18 protein-coding genes are annotated in these 18,960 nt (G+C 75.2%); 14 read left to right on the top strand and 4 right to left on the bottom strand.

The window, feature by feature from the left end; genetic code table 11:
* Window positions 1-3 precede the first annotated feature (3 nt).
* Genes KC207_RS09150 through KC207_RS09140 form a run of 3 tightly spaced genes read left to right on the top strand, consistent with a single transcriptional unit; the run spans window position 4 to window position 2,782 of the window.
* Window positions 4-939: a lysylphosphatidylglycerol synthase domain-containing protein gene (locus tag KC207_RS09150; RefSeq protein ID WP_211602714.1), complete on the top strand. Its 936-nt coding sequence runs from the start codon at window positions 4-6 to the stop codon at window positions 937-939.
* Complete coding sequence (locus KC207_RS09145; RefSeq protein WP_211602713.1) at window positions 936-1,814, top strand: class I SAM-dependent methyltransferase; 879 nt, start codon at window positions 936-938, stop codon at window positions 1,812-1,814. Before KC207_RS09150 ends, KC207_RS09145 begins: the two co-directional genes overlap by 4 nt.
* Before the next feature lie 2 nt (window positions 1,815-1,816).
* Window positions 1,817-2,782, top strand: a complete 966-nt coding sequence (locus KC207_RS09140) for a DNA-3-methyladenine glycosylase family protein (RefSeq protein ID WP_249138660.1) — start codon at window positions 1,817-1,819, stop codon at window positions 2,780-2,782.
* A gap of 270 nt (window positions 2,783-3,052) precedes the next feature.
* Here the strand turns inward: KC207_RS09140 and KC207_RS09135 are convergent, their stop codons facing one another.
* The 3 genes from KC207_RS09135 to KC207_RS09125 all read right to left on the bottom strand — a co-directional run bounded on the left by KC207_RS09135 (window position 3,053) and on the right by KC207_RS09125 (window position 7,823).
* Entirely contained in the window at window positions 3,053-4,435 is a 1,383-nt protein-coding gene (locus KC207_RS09135) for an ABC transporter substrate-binding protein (protein WP_211602712.1), read from the bottom strand.
* Window positions 4,436-4,688: 253 nt separating this feature from the next.
* Window positions 4,689-7,130: a DNA gyrase/topoisomerase IV subunit A gene (locus KC207_RS09130; protein ID WP_211602711.1), complete on the bottom strand. Its 2,442-nt coding sequence runs from the start codon at window positions 7,128-7,130 to the stop codon at window positions 4,689-4,691.
* Window positions 7,131-7,208: 78 nt separating this feature from the next.
* On the bottom strand, window positions 7,209-7,823 hold the full coding sequence (locus KC207_RS09125; RefSeq protein WP_249138659.1) for a nitroreductase family protein: 615 nt from the start codon (window positions 7,821-7,823) through the stop codon (window positions 7,209-7,211).
* Window positions 7,824-7,876: 53 nt separating this feature from the next.
* Here KC207_RS09125 and KC207_RS09120 point away from each other — a divergent pair, with 53 nt between their 5' ends.
* The 4 genes from KC207_RS09120 to KC207_RS09105 are packed head-to-tail and all read left to right on the top strand — an operon-like array spanning window position 7,877 to window position 13,006.
* Window positions 7,877-10,543 carry a bifunctional acetate--CoA ligase family protein/GNAT family N-acetyltransferase gene (locus KC207_RS09120; RefSeq protein ID WP_211602710.1) on the top strand — a complete coding sequence of 889 codons (2,667 nt, stop codon included), beginning with the start codon at window positions 7,877-7,879 and terminating at the stop codon, window positions 10,541-10,543.
* Window positions 10,544-10,577: 34 nt separating this feature from the next.
* Complete coding sequence (locus KC207_RS09115) at window positions 10,578-11,168, top strand: DUF5998 family protein (RefSeq protein ID WP_211602709.1); 591 nt, start codon at window positions 10,578-10,580, stop codon at window positions 11,166-11,168.
* Between the two features lie 4 nt (window positions 11,169-11,172).
* Complete coding sequence (locus KC207_RS09110; RefSeq protein ID WP_211602708.1) at window positions 11,173-12,318, top strand: alkaline phosphatase family protein; 1,146 nt, start codon at window positions 11,173-11,175, stop codon at window positions 12,316-12,318.
* 10 nt (window positions 12,319-12,328) lie between these two features.
* Window positions 12,329-13,006, top strand: coding sequence for a thymidine kinase (locus KC207_RS09105; RefSeq protein WP_211602707.1), 678 nt, complete (start codon window positions 12,329-12,331; stop codon window positions 13,004-13,006).
* 15 nt (window positions 13,007-13,021) lie between these two features.
* Here the strand turns inward: KC207_RS09105 and sepH are convergent, their stop codons facing one another.
* Window positions 13,022-14,050 (bottom strand): septation protein SepH, encoded by a 1,029-nt coding sequence (gene sepH, locus KC207_RS09100; protein WP_211602706.1) that lies wholly within the window; start codon window positions 14,048-14,050, stop codon window positions 13,022-13,024.
* Window positions 14,051-14,160: 110 nt separating this feature from the next.
* Between sepH and KC207_RS09095 the strand changes: the two genes are divergently transcribed.
* The 7 genes from KC207_RS09095 (at window position 14,161) to KC207_RS09065 (ending at window position 18,949) form a co-directional block, all read left to right on the top strand.
* Window positions 14,161-15,270, top strand: a complete 1,110-nt coding sequence (locus tag KC207_RS09095; protein WP_211602705.1) for a ferrochelatase — start codon at window positions 14,161-14,163, stop codon at window positions 15,268-15,270.
* Entirely contained in the window at window positions 15,270-16,142 is an 873-nt protein-coding gene (locus KC207_RS09090; protein ID WP_211602704.1) for an inositol monophosphatase family protein, read from the top strand. The genes KC207_RS09095 and KC207_RS09090 overlap by 1 nt, the downstream gene beginning before the upstream one ends.
* Before the next feature lie 158 nt (window positions 16,143-16,300).
* Complete coding sequence (locus KC207_RS09085) at window positions 16,301-16,600, top strand: DUF4193 domain-containing protein (RefSeq protein WP_211602703.1); 300 nt, start codon at window positions 16,301-16,303, stop codon at window positions 16,598-16,600.
* A gap of 10 nt (window positions 16,601-16,610) precedes the next feature.
* Window positions 16,611-17,081 (top strand): dUTP diphosphatase, encoded by a 471-nt coding sequence (gene dut, locus KC207_RS09080; RefSeq protein WP_211602702.1) that lies wholly within the window; start codon window positions 16,611-16,613, stop codon window positions 17,079-17,081.
* A gap of 40 nt (window positions 17,082-17,121) precedes the next feature.
* Window positions 17,122-17,880 (top strand): DUF3710 domain-containing protein, encoded by a 759-nt coding sequence (locus KC207_RS09075; RefSeq protein WP_211602701.1) that lies wholly within the window; start codon window positions 17,122-17,124, stop codon window positions 17,878-17,880.
* Window positions 17,880-18,239 (top strand): OB-fold nucleic acid binding domain-containing protein, encoded by a 360-nt coding sequence (locus tag KC207_RS09070; RefSeq protein WP_211602826.1) that lies wholly within the window; start codon window positions 17,880-17,882, stop codon window positions 18,237-18,239. Before KC207_RS09075 ends, KC207_RS09070 begins: the two co-directional genes overlap by 1 nt.
* Window positions 18,236-18,949 carry a DUF3159 domain-containing protein gene (locus KC207_RS09065; protein WP_211602700.1) on the top strand — a complete coding sequence of 238 codons (714 nt, stop codon included), beginning with the start codon at window positions 18,236-18,238 and terminating at the stop codon, window positions 18,947-18,949. Before KC207_RS09070 ends, KC207_RS09065 begins: the two co-directional genes overlap by 4 nt.
* Window positions 18,950-18,960: the final 11 nt, after the last annotated feature.

Genomic DNA, 18,960 nt, shown 5'->3' with positions numbered 1-18,960 from the left:
CCGGTGTCCCGCTCCCGCGTCGTCGACGTCGTCCGCTTCGGGCTGCTCGTCGTCATCCTCGCCGCGGTCGGGTGGGCGCTCGCGCGGAACTGGTCGGAGGTCTCGAGCGAGCTCGGCCGGATCAGCCCCGTCGCCGTCGTCGTCGGTCTCGTCCTCACGGCGGGGGCGCCGCTGCTGACCCTCGGCGGCTGGCGGGTCCTGCTCGCCGACCTCGGCAGCCCGCTCGCCCTGCCCCCGGCGGCGAGCGTCTTCTTCGTCGGCCAGCTCGGCAAGTACGTCCCCGGGTCGGTGTGGACGGTGTTCGCGCAGGCCGAGATGGGGGCGCGGCTCGGGGTCCCCCGGCGCCGGATGGCGGTCACCGGTCTGCTGTCGATCGGTCTCGCGATCCTCTGCGGGGGGCTGCTCGGCGTCGTCGCCCTGCCCCGGCTGCTCGCCCGCGGCAGCTCGCCCGTCACGGCGTGGGCCGTGGTCGCGGCGCTCGCCGTCGGGGCGGTGCTGCTGTGGCCGCCGCTGCTCAACCGGCTCGTCGGCCTCGGCCTGCGGGTGCTGCGCCGCGAGCCGCTCGAGCACGCCCTCGGCGGCCGCGCCGTGGCGCTCACCTGCGCCTGGTTCACCGGCGCCTGGGTGTCGGCGGGGCTCGGGGTCGCCGTCCTCGTCCGCTCCGTGCAGCCCGACGCCCCCGTCGCCGACCTCGCCGTCGCGGCGGTGTGCGGGTTCGCGCTCGCGTCGGCGGTCGGCCAGCTGTCCGTGCTCGTCCCCGCGGGGGTGGGGGTGCGCGACGGGGTGCTCGCCCTGCTGCTCGTGACGTTCATGCCGTTCGGCGCCGCGACGGCGGTCGTCGTCGTCGCCCGGTTCCTCGCCGTCGTGGCGGACCTGCTCGTCGCCGGGGGCGGATGGCTGTGGGGTCGTCGGCACCACCTCCTAGGATCCGGGGGATGAGCGACCCGAGCGAGCCGGTGCAGCCGGGCCATCCCGTGCAACCTGACGAGCCCGTGCGGCCCGAGGACGCCGCTCCGGCGAGCGGCCGGGCCGAGCAGCTCGCGTACTCCGACTCGATGGCGAAGATGCTCGACGAGACCGGGCGCCGGCAGAAGGCGGCGAAGATCGTCGCCGTCGTGCGGCACGCGCTCGGGGTCGACGACCTCTCCGGGCTCGCCGCCGTCGACGTCGGGTGCTCGGCGGGGTTCATCGCCGACGAGCTCGCCCTCGCCGGGGCGCGCACGACCGGGGTCGACATCGACGAGCCGGGCCTCGAGAAGGCCCGCGCCCGGTTCGGCGAGCGGGTCGACTTCCGGGTCGCCCGCGGCGAGGACCTGCCGCTGCCGGACGGCTCGGCCGACGTCGTCGTCCTCAACCACATCTACGAGCACGTCGTCGACCCCGAGGCCGTCGTCGCCGACATCCACCGGGTGCTGCGGCCGGGCGGCCTGCTCTACCTCGGGGTGGGGCACCGCTGGCAGGTCGTCGAGCCGCACCACCGGCTGCCGTTCCTGTCCTGGCTGCCGCGGCCGGCGGCCGACCGGTACATGCGGCTCACCCGCAAGGGCGAGGAGTACTACGAGCGGTACTACACCCCCGGCGGTCTGCGCCGGCTCTTCGCGGCCTACGACGTGTGGGACTACACGCTGCCGGTGCTGGCCGACCCGGGAGCGTTCGCGGCGGGCGACACCGTGCCCGCGTGGGCCGAGCGGGTGCCCGAGCGGGTGCTCGCGGCCGCGCTGCCCCTCGTCCCGACGTACGTGTGGGCCGCCTTCAAGGGCGCGTCGACCCCGGCCGGTCCGCCGTTGAAGGTCGCCCCGCGGCACCTCGTCTGACGATGGCGAGCGCGGGCGCGGGCGCGGGCACGGGAGCGGGGGAGCCGCGGGTCCGGGAGGTGCGCTGCTCCCGGCCGGTGCCGCTCGGTGCCGTCGTCGGCATCCTCCGCCGGGGCGCGGGCGACCCGACGAGCCGCCGTGACGAGCGCGGCTGGTGGTTCGGGTGGCGCACCCCCGACGGACCGGCGACGCTGCGGCTCGAGGCGCCCGGCGGGGTGTCCGAGGTCGTCCGCGCGAGCGCGTGGGGCGTGGGGGCCGGGTGGGCGCTCGAGCAGGTGCCGGGCCTGCTCGGTGAGCACGACGACCCGTCGGGGTTCGAGCCCGCGCTGCACCCGCTCGTCCGGGACGAGTGGCGGCGCCGGCCCGGCTGGCGGGTGCCGCGGACCGGTCTCGTGACGCAGGCGCTCGTCGCGTCGGTCATCGAGCAGAAGGTCACCGGCAAGGAGGCCTTCGCGGGCTACCGGCGGCTCGTGCGGCGGTTCGGAGAGCCGGCGCCCGGGCCGGGCGAGGCGCTGCACCTCGCCGTCCCGCCGAGCCCGGCGGGATGGGCGGCCGTGCCGTCGTGGGAGTGGCTCGCGGCGGGGGTCGACGGCGCGCGGTCGCGCACGGTCGTCCAGGCGGTGCGGCGGGCCGGCCGGCTCGAGGAGTGCGTCTCGATGTCCGCGGACGCCGCGCGTGCTCGGCTCACGGCGCTGCCGGGCGTCGGGCGCTGGACGTGGGCGGAGGTCGCGCAGCGGGCCCTGGGGCTCGCCGACGAGGTGAGCTTCGGGGACTACCACGTGGCGAAGGACATGACGTGGGCCCTCACCGGGACCCCGGCCGACGACGACGCCCTCGCCGCGCTGCTCGAGCCGTGGGTGGGGCACCGGTACCGGGTGCAGCGGCTCCTCGAGCTCGGCGGCCACCACCGGCCCCGGCGCGGGCCGCGGATGTCGACGCCGACGCACCTGCCCACCCGCGGCCGCTGACCACCCGACCGCCACACCCGTCCACCCGCTCGCCCGCCTGCGCACGTCGCCCGCTCTGCGCGCTTGCCCTGCTCCGTGGGGGGGCCCCCCCCCCCCCCCCCGGGGGGGGGCCCCCCCCGCCCGCCCCGCCGGCGGCCCGCCCGCCCCCGCCCCAGCCGGCCCGGGCGCCGCGGGCCTTATTGGCGCCACTTTGGGGGGGGGGTGCCCGGGGGGGGGGGGGGGGGGGGGGGCCCCCCCCCCCCCCCCCGGCTCGGTGGACCTGGGGTCAGGTCAGGAGGTGGGCCAGGAGTTCTCGATGAAGTCGAGGGTCTCCTGGTCGCCCTGGCCGATGATCCAGTCGGTCATGCCCCGCCAGAACGTCCCGGCACCGACGGCACCCGGCATGAGGTCCGAGGCGTCGAAGCGGAAGGTGACGTTCTCGTCGGTCAGCTGCTCGGCGGAGAGCTTGTCGATCGGGTTCGTCAGCAGCTCCGGGTCGGCGTTCGTGTTCGCCGTGACGCAGCCACCGGTGCCGCAGGTCTTCGCCCGCTCGTTCGCCCACTCGACCGAGGAGAGGTAGGTCTGGAAGGCCTTGACCTCGGGACGGTCCGCGAAGGCGGCGGTGAACTCGCCGGCGCCGAGCACCGGACGCTCGTCCGCGGTCTCCGCGGGGAGGTAGAAGGCCCAGACGTCGCCGTCCTCGGCGACGTTCGTGCCCTCGGGCCAGTTGGCCGCGTAGAACGAGGCCTGGCGGTGCATCATGCACGAGCCGTCGACGACGGGCTGGCCGGCGTCCTGGAAGGACGTCGTCGCGATGGAGCGGACGTCACCGAACGTCGCGTTCACGTAGTCGTCGTTTTTGAGGTACTCGCCGACCGCGGCGAGGGCCTCGGCGACCTGCGGGTCGTTGAACGGGATCTCGTGGTTGACCCACTGGTCGTAGACCTCCGGCCCCGCGGTGCGGAGCATGAAGTCCTCCATCCAGTCCGTCGCCGTCCAGCCGGTGGCGTCACCGGACTCGATGCCGGCGCACCACGGGGTGACACTGCCGTCGGGGTAGTCCGCGACGATCTGGTCCGAGAGCGCCTTGAGCTCGTCGAGCGTCGTCGGGATCTCGTAGCCGCCCTCGGAGAAGTACGTGGGGGAGTACCACACGAACGACTTGACGTTCGCACCGAGCGGGGCGGCGTAGAAGGTGCCGTCGACGGTGCCGTACTCCTTGAAGTCGGGCATGTTCTCGTCGACGTTCGCCTCGACCTCCGGCGGCGCCTCGACGACCTGGCCGGTGTCGACCATCGTCCGGAGCAGACCCGGCTGCGGGAGGTACGCGATGTCGGGGGCGTTGCCACCCTGGACGCGGACCGGCAGCTGCGCCTCGAACTCGCGCGAGCCCTCGTAGTTGATCGTGACGCCGGTGCACTCCTCGAAGGGGCGGTACGACGCGATGTGCGGCCCGTCCTCGGGCGCGATGATCGAGGTGTACACCGACACCTCGGTGCCCTCGAGGTCCCCGAAGGCCTCGTAGGGAGCGCAGTCGATGGAGCTGGCCTCGACGTCTTCGCCGCCGCCGCCACCACCGCTGCCGTCGTCCGACGAACCGCACGCCGCGGCGGTGAGAACCACCGCGAGTGCGCCGCCGACCGCCGCCATGCGGCGCGAGTTCCTGAGGGCCATGTGCCCGCCTCCTAGTCCTGGGTCGGCCGAGGCGGGAGAGCCTCGGCGATGAGGTGCGTCTCAAGGTAAAAGCGTTTACGCACCGGCACAACACCCCCGCGCCACGAAGCCGTAACGATTGCGTAACACGCAGGTCGCGGCGGGAACTCGGTCCCGTCCGTGGGCTGTTGGCGGTCACTCGCTGACGCCGGGACCACCGGTCCACCGGGCTCCGCCCCTGGGCGCCGGGCCACCCGGCCACCGGGGGCCCGGGTCAGCGGACGGGGGCGCCGATCCCGGCGACGACGGCGCCGTGCGGCTGGCCGGACCCGTCTCGGCGCCCGGTGGCCTCCGGCAGGTCGAGGGCGACACCGCCCGCCCCGGAGGCACGCGCCGGGGTGGCCCCGACCCACGCGAGGACGAGGGCGTCTTCGCCCCGGAGGAAGCGGTGGGCGCGGACCCCGCCGGTGCCCCGGCCCTTGGCGGGGTACTCCGCGTACGGCGTCACCTTGAGCGAGCCGGCCTCCGTCCCGGGAAGGGCCTGCGAAGAACCCGACGCGGTGACGACGACGGCGTCGGTGCCGGGGTCGACGGCACCGAAGAAGGTGACCCGGGCCCCGTCCGAGAGCCGCACGCCCGCCATGCCGCCGGCCGCACGGCCCTGGGGCCGGACCGAGGACGCGGGGAAGCGCAGCAGCCGGGCGTCGCTCGTGACGAAGACGAGGTCCTCGCCGCCGTCGCGCACGAGCGCGGCCCCGACGACCTCGTCGCCGTCCTTGAGCGAGATCGCCTCCCACTCGGGCCGGTTCGGGTAGTCCGTGGCCACGCGCTTCACGACCCCCTTGGCGGTGCCGAGCGCGACGCCCGGACCGTCCGCATCGAGCGGGACGATCGTCAGCGGCTCCTCGCCGCGGGGCAGGTCGACGAACACCGCGAGCGGGGCGCCCCCGGACAGGCTCGGCGCACCCCCGAGCGGAGGGAGGGCCGGCAGGTCGAGCGCCGACATCCGCACCATCCGGCCGCGGGAGGTGACGAGCGCGAACTCGCCGCGGGCCGTCGTGCGCACGGCGCCGACGACGGCGTCGTGCCGGGCCCGGGGCCCCTCGGCGGGGACCGGCTCGTCGCCGGAGGTGCGGGCGAGCAGGCCCGTCGAGGACAGCAGGACCCAGCACGGGTCGTCGGCGACCTCGAGGGGGGTGGTCTGGGTGGCCGGGCTGCCCGAGGACTCCAGGAGGACGGTGCGCCGGGGCGTGCCGTGGGCCTTGGCGACGTCGGCGAGCTCGGTGGAGACCGTCTTCCGCAGGAGGGCCTCGTCGGCGAGGATCGCCTCGAGCTCCTCGATGATCCGCTGCAGCTCGTCGCGCTCTCCCTCGAGCTCGATGCGGGAGAACCTCGTGAGGCGGCGCAGCTGGAGCTCGAGGATGTAGTCGGCCTGGGCGCTGGAGAGGTCGAAGACCGTCGTGAGGCGCTCCTTGGCGGCGGCGGCGTCGTCGCTGGAGCGGATGAGCTGGATGACCTCGTCGATGTCGAGGATCGCGACGAGCAGGCCCTCGACGAGGTGGAGGCGGTCCTTGCGCTTGGCCAGCCGGTGCTCGGTGCGGCGGCGGACCACGTCGATCCGGAAGTCGACGAAGACCCGCAGGAGGTCCTCGAGGCCGAGGGTCTGCGGCTGGCCGTCGACGAGGGCGACGGCGTTGATGCCGAAGGAGTCCTCGAGCGGGGTCAGCTTGTAGAGCCGTTCGAGGACGGCCTCGGGGTTGAACCCGTTCTTGACCTCGATGACCAGGCGCATGCCGTTCTTGCGGTCGGTGAGGTCCTTGACGTCGGAGATGCCCTGCAGCTTCTTGCCCTGGACGAGCGTCTTGATCCGCTCGATGACCTTCTCGGGGCCGACGAGGTAGGGCATCTCGGTGACGACGATGCCCTGCTTGCGGGCGGTGACCTTCTCGACCCGGGCGGTCGCGCGCGTCCTGAACGAGCCGCGGCCGGTGAGGTAGGCGTCGCGGATGCCCTCGAGGCCGACGATCCGCCCGCCGCCGGGCAGGTCGGGCCCGGGGACGAAGCGCATGAGCTCGTCGAGGGAGCAGTCCGGGTGGTCGATGAGGTGGCGGGCGGCGCCGACGACCTCGACGAGGTTGTGCGGGGCCATGTTCGTCGCCATCCCGACGGCGATGCCGCTCGCCCCGTTGACGAGGAGGTTCGGGAAGGCCGCGGGCAGCACGCCCGGCTGGGTGAGGGAGTCGTCGTAGTTCGGGACGAAGTCGACGGTGTCCTCGTCGAGGCTCGTCACCATCGGGATCGCCGCCGGGGCCATCCGGGCCTCGGTGTACCGGGAGGCGGCGGGGCCGTCGTCGAGGGAGCCGAAGTTGCCGTGCCCGTCGACGAGCGGCAGGCGCATCGTGAACGGCTGGGCGAGGCGGACCAGGGCGTCGTAGATCGCGCCGTCGCCGTGCGGGTGGTACTTGCCCATGACCTCGCCGACGACACGGCTGGACTTCACGTGCGGGCGGTCCGGGCGCAGCCCGAGCTCGGACATCCCGTAGAGGATCCGCCGCTGCACCGGCTTCAGCCCGTCCCGGGCGTCCGGCAGCGCCCGCGAGTAGATGACGCTGTAGGAGTACTCGAGGAAGGCCGTGCGCATCTCGTCCTCGACGTCGATGTCGACGATCCGCTCGGCGACGTCCTCGGGCGGGGTGGGGCTGTTGCGCGTGGCCATGGGGGCGGGGACTGTCCTCGGGTCGGTCGACGGGGCCGGGCAGGCGTCCGGCGGCCTCCATCCTCCACAGGGACCCCGTCAGGGCCGAACCGACACTCCGTACCGGCCGAGGTGCAGGACCTCCTCGAGCGGGCGGCGACGCCGGGTCGCGGCCGACCCGGACACCCGCCGCGCCTCGTGCCCGAGGGCGACGACGCCGACGACGCGCCGCCCGTCGGGGAGGCCGAGGGCGGCCACGACGTCGTCGTGCCGCGGTGCGGGCACCCCGAAGAAGAGCGCGCCGAGGCCCGCGTCCTCGGCGCCCAGCAGCACGAGCATCGCGGCCATCGCGACGTCGGTGTCCCAGTACGGCACCGGCCAGCGGGCGGGGTCGCGGTCGGTCCAGCCCTTGTCCGGGCGGGCGTACCGGTCGAGGTAGGCGCCGGGGTCCGAGCAGCAGACGAGCAGCGCCGGCGCGGCCGACACCCCGCGGAGCCAGGCGTCCGGCGGTCCCGGCTCGGCCGCCGCGGCCCAGAAACGGTCGCGCTCGGCATCGTCGAGGAGGGCGACGAAGTCCCACCCCTGGCTGAAGCCCGCGCTCGGGGCGCGCACGGCCAGGCCGACGAGGTCGCGGACGACCTCCTCCGGGACCGGCCGGCCGGCGTCGAAGCGTCGGACCATCCGTCTGCGCCGCACGGCGTCGCGTAGCTCCACGGGCCCAGTGTGCCGTCACCTGCCGTTCACCCGGCGGTGGGATGATGGGGCGCATGGTGGACGAGGGACGACCGCCCGGCTACCCGGTGCAGTGGGAGGCCGACGTCGTCCTGCGCGACGGCACGGTGGCGGGGGTCCGTCCGATCCGCCCGGACGACGCCGAGGGCATCCACCGCTTCCACGCGGCGCAGTCCGAGGAGTCCATCTACCTGCGATTCTTCGCCTTCCTCCGCCGGCTCAGCGACTCCGACGTGCACCGCTTCACGCACGTCGACTACACCGACCGGGTCGCCCTCGTCGTCGTCTCCCGGGACGAGATCATCGGCATCGGCCGCTTCGACCGGATCGAGCGGCACTCCGCGGAGGTCGCCTTCAACATCGCCGACGGCTACCAGGGCAAGGGCATCGGGTCGGTGCTGCTCGAGCACCTCGCCGCGATCGCCCGCGACCTCGGGATCACCCGGTTCACCGCCGAGGTCCTGCCGCAGAACCGCAAGATGCTCGCCGTCTTCGCCGACGCCGGCTACGAGGTGGCCCGCCGGGTCGAGGACGGGGTCGTCGAGGTCGGCTTCGACATCGAGCCCACCGACCGCTCCCGCGCCGTCGAGCTCGCCCGCGAGCACCGGGCCGAGTCGCTCAGCCTGCGGGCGCTCCTCCACCCGTCCGTCGTCGCCGTCGTCGGGGCGAGCCGGGACGAGGACTCCTTCGGCGGACGTCTCCTCGCCCGCCTCCTCGACGCCGGCTTCACCGGCACCGTGCACCCGGTCAACCCGAACGTCTCAAAGATCCGGGGGCTGAAGGCCCACGACTCGGTGCGGGACGTCCCGGACCGGGTCGACCTCGCGATCGTCGCCGTCCCGGCGGCCGCCGTCCTCGACGTCGTCGACGAGTGCGCCGAGGCCGGGGTGCGCGGCCTGCTCGTCGTCTCCGCCGGGTTCGCCGAGGAGGGGCCCGAGGGCGCCGAACGGCAGGCCGAGCTCGTCCGCCGGGCGCGCGCGGCGGGGATGCGGGTCGTCGGGCCGAACTCCTTCGGGCTCATCAACAACGACCCGCAGGTCCGGCTCAACGCCTCGGTCGCCCCGACGCTGCCGCCGAGCGGCCGGCTCGGGCTGTTCTCCCAGTCCGGGGCGCTGGCCATCGCCGTCCTCGCCTCCGCGGCCCGCCGCAACCTCGGCATCTCCACCTTCGGGTCCGCCGGCAACCGGGCCGACGTCTCGGGCAACGACTTCATGCAGTACTGGATCGACGACGACGACACCGACGCCGTCGGGCTCTACCTCGAGTCGATGGGCAACCCGCGCAAGTTCTCCCGGATCGCCCGCAAGCTCGCCCTCACCAAGCCGGTCATCGTCGTCAAGTCCGGGGTGTCCAGCGAGGCGGCGGTCCCCGGCCACACCGTCCGGGAGACCCACGCGCGGCCCGAGGTGTTCTCGGCGATGCTGCGCCAGGCGGGCGTCATCCGCGTCGAGAACGTCCACCAGCTCTTCGACGTCGCCCAGCTCGTCGTCCACCAGCCGCTGCCTCGCGGGCCGCGGGTGGCGGTCGTCGCGAACTCCGGGGCCCTCGGGGCCCTCACCGCCGACGCGTGCTCCTCGTGGGACCTCACCGTGACCCACGGACCGGTGAGCCTGCCGAGCGAGGCGAGCGCCGAGGACTTCCGCGGCGCTCTCGACCGCGCCTTCGCCGACGACGACGTCGACTCCGTCGTCGTGTGCTTCATCCCGCCCCTCGCGACGGGGGACGCCGAGGTGGCCGACGCCGTCCGTGCCGCCGCGGCGGCCTCGGACAAGCCGTGCGTCGCGACCTTCCTCGAGCTGCGGGGGGTCGACGACGGGCACGGGGCGATGACGGGGACCGGGGGAGCGACCCGGCCCATCCCGGTGTACGCGATGCCGGAGGACGCCGTGCGGGCCCTCGCGGCCGCGACGAAGTACGGCCGGTGGCGCTCGCGGGACCACGGCGTCCCCGTCGCCCCGGCCGGCATCAACCGGCGGGTCGCCGAGGACGTCGTCCAGACGGTGCTCGGGGAGTCGCCGGACGGCCGCCGGCTCACCCACGACGAGGCGCGCTCGCTGCTCGCGGCCTACGGGGTGGAGGTCTGGCCCTCGCGGTCGGTGACCGACGTCGAGGACGCGGTGGCCGCCGCCGAGGAGCTCGGCTACCCCGTCGTCCTGAAGTCCACGGCCCCGATGGTGCGCCACCAGTCCGGCAGCGGCGGCATCCGCCTCGACCTCGGCGACGCCGACGCCCTTCGGCGCGCGTGGGACTCGCTGAGCGCCGTGCTCGCCCCGCTGCACGCCGACCGGTTCGTCGTGCAGCGGATGGCGACGACGGGGGTCGCCTGCGTCGTGACGAGCACCGAGGACCCGCTCTTCGGGCCGGTCATCGGCTTCTCCGTCGCCGGTCTGCCGACCGAGCTGCTCGGCGACGTCTCGCACCGCATCCCGCCGCTCACCGACGTCACCGTCTCCGAGCTGCTGTCGTCGGTCAAGGCCGCCCCGGTCCTCCACGGCTACCGGGGGCGGACCCCGGTGCACCGCGCGGCGCTCGCCGACCTCGTCGGCCGGGTCTCGGTCCTCGCCGACGACATGCCCGAGGTCGTCTCGCTCGTCCTCAACCCCGTGAACGCGCACCCGAGCGGGGTCGAGGTCCTCGGCGTCGAGGTGACCGTTGCCCCGGCGTCCCGCCGGATGGACCCGGGCCGCCGCGCCCTCCCGTGACCGGGGAGCCCCCGGCGCGCGGCATGATGTCCCCATGACCCGCGCCCACCAGGCACCCCCGCTGCCGCACGACCTCACCGCCTCGATCGAGCAGGCGGGCTACTACCCGGCCCTCGTTGCGGACGTCGTCGCGGCGGCCCTCGGCCGGGAGCGGGTCGAGAACCACCTCGTCCACCTCGAGACGACCTTCGACCACGACGCCGTGAAGCGGCACATCACCGTCCTCGTCCTCACGGGGAGCCGCCTGGTCATCGCGCACGCCGACGATCACGCCGACGACCCGCCGGCCCCGCAGGAGGTCGCGACGGCCACGACCGAGGCCATCCCCCTGTCCGCCGTCCGCGGCGTGATGCTCACCCACGTCGTGGAGTCCCCGGACCGCTACGTGCCGGGCAGCCTCGGCCGCGAGGTCACCCTCACCCTCGGCTGGGGGACCGTCGCCCGGGTCGACCTGCTGCCGGCGTCGTGCAGCGACCCGGACTGCGACGCCGACCACGGCTACGAGGGCACGATCACCGGCGACGACATCGCGCTGCGGATCTCGGCCACGGCCGACGGTGACGACAAGCTCGCCCGGGCCCTCGCCTTCGCCCACGACGTCTCCACCGCCATCGGCCAGGGCTGACCCCGTGCCCCTGCCGAGTCCGCCGGGCTACGCCGACGGCAGCCTCGCCGACGTCCTCCCGTCGGTCGCGGCGAGCCTCGGGGTGCCCGGACGTCCCGGTGGCGACGGGCCGTTCGCGATGCCGCCCGCCCGGCGGGGGGTCGTCGTCCTCGTCGACGGCCTCGGCGCCCGGCAGCTGTCCCGCCGCTACGGCCATGCCCCGTTCCTGCGGGCCCACCGCGAGCGCACCCGCACGGTCCCGGCCGGGTTCCCGTCGACGACGGCGACGTCGATGGGGACCTTCGGCACCGGCCTCACGCCGGGGCAGCACGGGATGCTCGGCTACGAGGTCCTCGTCCCGGACGAGGACCGGGTCTTCAACGAGCTGTCCTGGGAGGGCGGCCCCGACCCCGAGCGCTGGCAGCCCCGCCCGACGTGGTTTGAGCGGGCCGAGGCCGAAGGCGTCGACGTCGCCCGCATCGGGCCCGGCTTCTTCGACGGTTCCGGGCTGACCCAGGCGGCACTGCGCGGCGGGCGCTTCCTCGCCGCCGACCTCCTCGCCGCCCGGGTCGACGCCGCCCTGCGCGCCGTCCGCTCCGGTCCGCGCACCCTCGTCTACCTCTACTGGGGCGAGGTCGACAAGCTCGGCCACGTCCACGGCCCGGAGTCGCTGGAGTGGACCGCCGAGCTCGAGGCCGTCGACCGCGAGCTCGCGCGGCTCGCGGCCGGCCTGCCGGACGACGCCTCGCTCACGATGACGGCCGACCACGGGATGCTCGCGTGCCCGCACGACGGCCGGGTCGACGTGGCCGACGAGCCGGCCCTGCGCGCTGGCGTGCGCCACCTCGGCGGCGAGCCCCGGGTCACCCACGTCTACTGCGAGCCGGGGGCCGCCGGCGACGTCGCGGACGCCTGGCGCGAGGTCCTCGGCGACCGGGCCCACGTCGTCGGCCGCGACGAGGCGGTGCGCGCGGGCCTCTTCGGCCGCGTGGCCCCCGAGCACCTCGCCCGGGTCGGCGACGTCGTCGCGGTCGCGGGCGGGGACTTCACGATCGTCGACTCGCGCCGGATGCGCCCGCAGCTGCTCGCCCTCCTCGGGATGCACGGCGCGCTCACCGCCGAGGAGCTCGAGGTGCCGGTCCTCCACGTCCCCGCCCGGGTCGTCGCCTAGGGTGTCCGCCGTGGCGGATCTGGTCTTCTTCTCGGGCACGATGGACTGCGGGAAGTCGACCCTCGCGCTCCAGATCGACCACAACCAGCGGGCCCGCGGCCGGCACGGGCTCATCTTCACCAAGCTCGACCGCGCCGGGCAGTCGGTCCTCTCCTCGCGGCTCGGTCTCGAGACGCGCGCCGTCGAGGTCGACGACGCGCTCGACTTCTGGGACGTCGTCGCCGGCAGCCTCGTCCAGGGCGCCCGGGTCGACTACGTCATCTGCGACGAGGCGCAGTTCTACACCCCGGTCCAGGTCGAGCAGCTCGCCCGGGTCGTCGACGAGCTGCGCATCGACGTCACCGCCTTCGGGATCACCGCCGACTTCCGTACCGCGCTCTTCCCCGGCTCCCGGCGGCTCATCGAGCTCGCCGACCGGGTCGAGGTGCTGCAGGTCGAGGCCCTGTGCTGGTGCGGCCGCCGGGCCACCCACAACGCCCGGATCGTCGACGGCGTCATGGTCGTGGAGGGCGAGCAGGTCGTCGTCGGGGACACCGCGAGCGCCCGCGAGGGGCTCGTCGAGTACGAGGTGCTCTGCCGTCGCCACCACATGCGCCGGATGAACAGCGCGGCGGCGCGGGCGGCGTCACCGACGCCCGACACGCTGCCGTTCGACCTCGACGCCTGCCCGGTCCCGCCGCCCCTCTGAGCCCGGCGCGAGCCGTCAGGCGGAGCCGCCGCCCTTGGTGCCGAAGACGATGTCGTCCCAGCTCGGCACGCTCGGGCGCCCCTTGCGCGCCGCGCCGGAGCGCCGGCGGGTGCCCTCGGCGGGTCCGTCGTCCGACCCCTCGTCCGGCGTCGCCGTCCCGGAGTCGTCGTCGGACCGCTGCTCCTGCGGCCAGGTGCGCGAGGCCGGCGGCGGGGGCACCGTCGTGGGGTCGAGGGCGAGCTCCTCGATGGGCAGCGCGTCCTCGCGCGGGCTGTCGTCCCCGGGGACGCCGGTGGGGGAGACCCGGCGCCGGCTGCGGCGGCCGCGGGCGCTCTGCTGGCGCATCGCCGCCATGAGGTCGATCGGCTCGGTGGCCCCGCGCGCGGCGGGCCGCTCGATTCCCCCGTCGGCGTCGACGTCGTAGACGTCGTGGTCCTCGGGGGACGGGGCCCGGTGCGGTGCCTCGAGGAGACCGGGGGAGGACTCGTCGCCGAGCCACCGCGCCTCGTCGTTCGTCGCGGACACCGACCCGCCGAGCGGCTCGTACGTCCAGGCCGCGGTGCGCTGGCGGCCCCCGGCGGCGAAGACGAGCGTCAGCTGCCAGACACCGTCGGCGTCGCGCGAGGAGTCCCACTCGATCGCGTCGGCCTCGACGCCCCGGTCCCGCAGGCGCTCGGTGGCCCGGGTCTCGAGGGTGAGCGGGCCGCTGCCCCGGGTGCCGACCGCGCACGCACGGGCCTTGCGGGCGACGTGCTCGCGCTCGGCGAGGATCGGGCCCTCGAAGCGGCGGACCTTCTCGACGGTCCATCCGGCACGGTCGGCGACCTCCTCGGCGCTCATCCCGCGGCGGATGAGCGCCTGGACCTCGCGCGGGCGCATCGCGCCGTCGATCTCGATCTGCAGCTGGCCCAGCCGGGGCCGGTCCCGCCGGGCGGCGGCGCGCAGCGGCTCGTCGAGGGGGAGGCGGAAGCGCCCGCCCTCGGCGTCCGCGAGTAGGAGGTGCCGGCCGTCCTCGTGGACGCCGATGAGGCGCAGGTCCTGCATGGTGGGCTCCCGGGTCGCGGTCCTGTCGTCCCACGACGATGCCACCGTCCGGGCCCCGCACCGTGCAGCCCACGCCGGGACGCGCCGGATTGCCCGGATACCGTGGGCGCATGAGCACCCCGTCGGCGGACCTCGCCCCCTACGACGCCGTCCTCCTCGGGTCCTTCGGCGGCCCGGAGACCGAGGACGAGGTCATGCCCTTCCTGCGCCGGGTCACCGCCGGGCGCGACATCCCCGACGAGCGTCTCGTCGAGGTCGGTGAGCACTACTACGCCCGCAGCGGGCGCAGCCCCATCAACGACCTCAACCGCGACCTCCTCGAGCGGCTGCGGGCCGAGCTCGCACGCCGCGACCTCGACGTCCCGGTCGTGTGGGGCAACCGCAACTCGGAGCCCTTCTTCGCGGGCGCCCTGCACGAGTGCCTCGACGCGGGCGCGACCCGGGTCGTCGCCCTCCTCACGAGCGCCTACTCCTGCTACTCCTCGTGCCGGCAGTACCGCGAGGACCTCGCCGCCGCGTACGAGGAGGTCGGCCCGGCCGCCGACGGGCTCGTCGTCGACAAGGTGCGCCAGTACGTCCACCACCCCTCGCTCGGCCTCGCCTGGCGGGACGCGCTGCTCGCGGCGCTGCGCGGCCTGCCGGACCCAGGGCGGGCGCGCATCCTCTACGTCACGCACTCGATCCCCGACGCGATGGACGACACCTCGGGCCCCGGGGACGGCGAGGGCAACCTCTACGTCGACCAGCACCTGCGGCTCGGCCGGCGGCTCACCGACGAGGTGAACGCCGCGCTCGGCACCTCGGTCGAGGGTGAGCTCGTCTTCTGCTCCCGGTCCGGTCCGCCGTCGGTGCCGTGGCTCGAGCCGGACGTGAACGACCGGATCGAGGAGCTGGCCCGCGCGTCGAGCACCGACCCCGTCGTCGTCGCCCCGATCGGCTTCGTCTCCGACCACATGGAGGTCGTCCACGACCTCGACACCGAGGCGGCCGAGACCGCCGCCCGGGTCGGCGTCCCGTTCGTGCGCGTCCCGACGCCGCACGCCGCCGACCGGTTCGTCGAGGGGCTCGTCGACCTGCTCCTCGAGCGGGCGGCGGAGGCCCGGGGTGAGGTCGTCGCCCCCGAGACCTGGCTGCCCGGGGACGTCCGCCCGTCGGTGTGCGCCCCCGGCTGCTGCCCCAACCTGCGCGTCGCCAAGCCCGCGCTCTGCGGGAGCGACTGATGGCGGGCACCCCCCACGTCCCGGTCCCCGACGGCGTCGACCTCGCGGCCCTCGAGCGGGTCGCCTGCGAGGTCGCCGGGACGGCCGGCCGGCTCGTCCTCGACGAGCGTCCCGCGGAGCTCGGCACGACGGTGAAGTCGAGCCGCACCGACGTCGTCACCGAGATGGACCAGCGCAGCCAGGAGCTCATCCTCGAGCGGCTCGCGGCCCTGCGCCCGGACGACGCCGTGCTCGGCGAGGAGGAGGGCGGCACGAGCGGGACGAGCGGCATCACGTGGGTCGTCGACCCCATCGACGGCACGGTCAACTACCTCTACGGCATCCCCGAGTACTCCGTGTCGGTCGCCGCGGTCGTCGGGGACCCCGCCGGGCCCGACGGGCGTCCGGTCGCCGGCGCCGTTCTCGGGCCCGCCCGGGGCGAGCTCTTCCACGCCCACGAGGGCGGCGGCGCGCGGCTGACGACCGCCGACGGGACGCGGACGCTACGCACCACCGACGTCGACGACCTCGGCCTCACCCTCGTCGGCACCGGCTTCGGCTACGTCGCCGAGCGCCGCACCCGGCAGGGCCGGGCGGTCGCGGACCTCCTCGGGCACGTCCGCGACATCCGCCGGATGGGCAGCGCGGCGCTCGACCTGTGCGCCGTCGCGTGCGGGCGGCTCGACGCGTACTACGAGACGGGGCTCAACCCGTGGGACCGGGCCGCCGGTCAGCTCGTCGCCGCGGAGGCGGGGGCCGTGCTCGGCGGCCTCGCCGACGTGCCGGACGGCGACCTCGCGTGGGCCGCCGCGCCCGGCGTCGCCGGGGCCTTCGGCGACCTCGTCCGGGACCTCACGACCCGTCACGGGATCCCCGCGAGCGGCCGCGCCTGACCTCGCCGGCACCGCCTCGTGGACCCGCGTGGCGAGGGGGTCCGGCGATGGTGCACAATCTGCCGCGCACGATGCCTCGCACGATCGGCAGCGGGGCATGTTCTCGGGTTGTCGTGCGTTGTCACGGGCCGACCAGCACGACGAAGGGTGGACACCACATGGCAACCGACTACGACGCACCGCGCAAGACCGACGACGAGTCCTCCGAGGACTCGATCGAGGAGCTGAAGACGCGGCGCGTGGACTCGCGGGCGTCGAGCGTCGACGTCGACGAGACCGAGCAGGCCGAGGGCTTCGAGCTCCCCGGTGCGGACCTCTCCGGCGAGGAGCTGTCGGTCCGCGTGCTGCCCCGGCAGCAGGACGAGTTCACGTGCTCGCGCTGCTTCCTCGTGCATCACGTGAGCCAGCTGGCCAGCGACAAGGGCGGCGTCTACGTCTGCACCGAGTGCGCGGCCTGAGCCCCGGCCGGTGAGCGTCCCCGCCCGCGTCGCCGTGGCCGTGCGCCGACTGCACCCCGACGCGGTGCTGCCGGCCTACAGCACCGACGGTGACGCGGGGGCCGACCTCACGGCCGTGGCCGAGGTCGTCCTCGGGCCCGGCGAGCGGGCCCTCGTGCCCACCGGGGTCGCCCTGGCCCTGCCGCCCGGCACCGTCGGGCTCGTGCACCCCCGCTCGGGCCTGGCGGCCCGGCACGGGATCAGCGTCGTCAACGCCCCCGGCACCGTCGACTCGGGCTACCGCGGCGAGGTGCTCGTCAACCTCGTGAACCTCGACCCGGCGGCCACGTACACGGTGCGGGTGGGGGAGCGCATCGCCCAGCTCGTCGTCCAGGAGTACCTCCACGGCGACTTCACCGAGGTCGGCGAGCTCCCCGGCAGCGTCCGGGGCACCGGCGGGCACGGGTCCACCGGGGGCTTCGGCGCTCCCGACCCGGTGTGAGACGCTGCCCCTTCCTCCGACACGTCAGGACCGAGCCGTAGTGAGCATCTTCCGCAGGCGCCAGAACGCCTCCACCGAGCCCTCCGGGACGACCCCCGACACCGAGGCCGAGCAGCAGGACCAGGCCGCCGACGACGCCCCCGCGACCGCGCGGGACGGCGGCCCGCACGACGTCGCCGACGTCGAGGGCAGGGACGGCCGGGTCGACCTCGGGGCCCTGTGGGTCACGCCGGTCGCGGGGATGGAGCTGCGTCTCGAGGTCCAGCAGTCCACCCAGCAGGTGACGGCCGTGACGATGATCATCGGCGACTCGGCGCTGCAGGTGCAGCCCTTCGCCGCCCCCCGCTCCTCCGGGCTGTGGGAGGGCATCCGCGAGGAGATCTCCGCGTCCGTCGAGAAGCAGGGCGGGACCGTCGAGGAGGCCGAGGGCCGCTTCGGCCCCGAGCTGCGGACGCGGATGCCCTCGGCCGGCCCGGACGGCCGCACCGTCTTCGCCCCGGCCGTCTTCGTCGGCGTCGACGGGCCGCGCTGGTTCCTGCGCGCCGTCCTCTCCGGCCGCGGGGCGATCGACGCCGACGCGGCCGCACCGCTGCTCGACGTCCTCGCGCGCACCGTCGTCGTCCGCGGCGTCGAGCCGATGGCGCCCCGCGAGCTCCTCCCGCTGCAGCTGCCCCAGGACGCCCGGGCGGCCGAGGGCTCCGGCCCCGGCGGGGACGACGCCGAGGGTGACGACGCGGGCGAGCGCCGCGACGACCTCGACCCCTTCGAGCGCGGCCCCGAGATCACCGAGGTCCGGTGATGGGGCTGCGCGAGCGGCTGCGTGACTTCGCGCGGACCCCCATCGAGGAGCAGGCCGACGACCTGCGCGAGCAGTCCCACGACGAGGGCGGCGACGACCTCACGGCGCTGGCGCCCCGGCACCCCGCCTGCGTGTGCGGCACCGTGCGGACCGTCACCCTCCCGCCCCGGCGCAGCGTCCCCGCGCTCGTCGCCGAGGTGTGGGACGGCAAGGGCACCGTCAACCTCGTGTGGGTCGGGCGGCGGGCGATCGGCGGCATCGAGCCCGGCACCTTCGTGCGGGCCCGGGGCCGGGTCGCGGTGACCAAGGGCGTCCCGACGATCTTCAACCCCTCCTACGAGATCATCCCGAAGCAGTGAGCGCCGAGCAGACCGCGGCCCCGGCCGCCCGCACGGTCGAGGCCCTCATCCGTGAGCGGCTCTCCCGGGCCCTCGGGGGCTGGCGCGGCTCGCTCGAGACCGCCGTCCCCACCGTCGTCTTCGTCGTCGTGTGGACGGCGAACGGCAACGACGTGCAGCCGGCCGCGATCGCCGCGATCGCCGTGGCGCTCGTCCTCGCCGCCGTCCGTGTCGTGCAGCGCTCCTCGCTCCAGCACGTGCTCGGCGCCGTCCTCGCGACCGGGGTCGCCGCGTTCTTCGCGCTGCGCTCCGGGCGTGCCGAGGACGCGTTCCTCCCGGGCATCCTCACGAGCGGGGCCTACCTCGTCGTCGCGCTCGTCTCCATCGCCTCGCGGTGGCCGTTCGTCGGGTTCCTCGTCGGGGCGGGCGACCCGCGAGCCGCCGAGGACCCGTTCGCCTGGCGGCGGGACCGGGGCATGGTGCGGGTCTGCGCGCGGCTCACGTGGGTCGTCGTCGCCGTCTTCGCCGTCCGGCTCGTCGTCATGGTGCCGCTCTACCTCGCCGCGGAGGTCACGTGGCTGGGGGTGGCGAAGATCGCCCTCGGCTGGCCGCTCTGGGTGGGCGGCATCGCCGTCATGGGCTGGATGCTCGTCTCGGGACGCACGCCCGTCGAGCCGGGGGAGGGTCCGGGCGCCGACGTCGACGACCTGCCGGTGCCGCCCTCGCGCTGACCCGGGCGTCC

The sequence above is a fragment of the Phycicoccus avicenniae genome, from assembly GCF_018139485.1.
In the GTDB taxonomy this organism is placed as follows: domain Bacteria; phylum Actinomycetota; class Actinomycetes; order Actinomycetales; family Dermatophilaceae; genus Phycicoccus; species Phycicoccus avicenniae.
The sequence above is the reverse complement of the archived record's forward strand: the minus strand, read 5'-3'. Positions and strand labels throughout refer to the sequence as shown.

What these genes read in the sequence shown, in the direction of transcription:
- KC207_RS09145 (WP_211602713.1), top strand. Translation starts at nt 936, where the DNA reads ATGAGCGACCCGAGCGAGCCGGTGCAGCCGGGCCATCCCGTGCAACCT.
- KC207_RS09140 (WP_249138660.1), top strand. Translation starts at nt 1,817, where the DNA reads ATGGCGAGCGCGGGCGCGGGCGCGGGCACGGGAGCGGGGGAGCCGCGG.
- KC207_RS09135 (WP_211602712.1), bottom strand. Translation starts at nt 4,435, where the DNA reads ATGGCCCTCAGGAACTCGCGCCGCATGGCGGCGGTCGGCGGCGCACTC.
- KC207_RS09130 (WP_211602711.1), bottom strand. Translation starts at nt 7,130, where the DNA reads ATGGCCACGCGCAACAGCCCCACCCCGCCCGAGGACGTCGCCGAGCGG.
- KC207_RS09120 (WP_211602710.1), top strand. Translation starts at nt 7,877, where the DNA reads ATGGTGGACGAGGGACGACCGCCCGGCTACCCGGTGCAGTGGGAGGCC.
- KC207_RS09115 (WP_211602709.1), top strand. Translation starts at nt 10,578, where the DNA reads ATGACCCGCGCCCACCAGGCACCCCCGCTGCCGCACGACCTCACCGCC.
- sepH (WP_211602706.1), bottom strand. Translation starts at nt 14,050, where the DNA reads ATGCAGGACCTGCGCCTCATCGGCGTCCACGAGGACGGCCGGCACCTC.
- KC207_RS09095 (WP_211602705.1), top strand. Translation starts at nt 14,161, where the DNA reads ATGAGCACCCCGTCGGCGGACCTCGCCCCCTACGACGCCGTCCTCCTC.
- KC207_RS09090 (WP_211602704.1), top strand. Translation starts at nt 15,270, where the DNA reads ATGGCGGGCACCCCCCACGTCCCGGTCCCCGACGGCGTCGACCTCGCG.
- KC207_RS09085 (WP_211602703.1), top strand. Translation starts at nt 16,301, where the DNA reads ATGGCAACCGACTACGACGCACCGCGCAAGACCGACGACGAGTCCTCC.
- KC207_RS09070 (WP_211602826.1), top strand. Translation starts at nt 17,880, where the DNA reads ATGGGGCTGCGCGAGCGGCTGCGTGACTTCGCGCGGACCCCCATCGAG.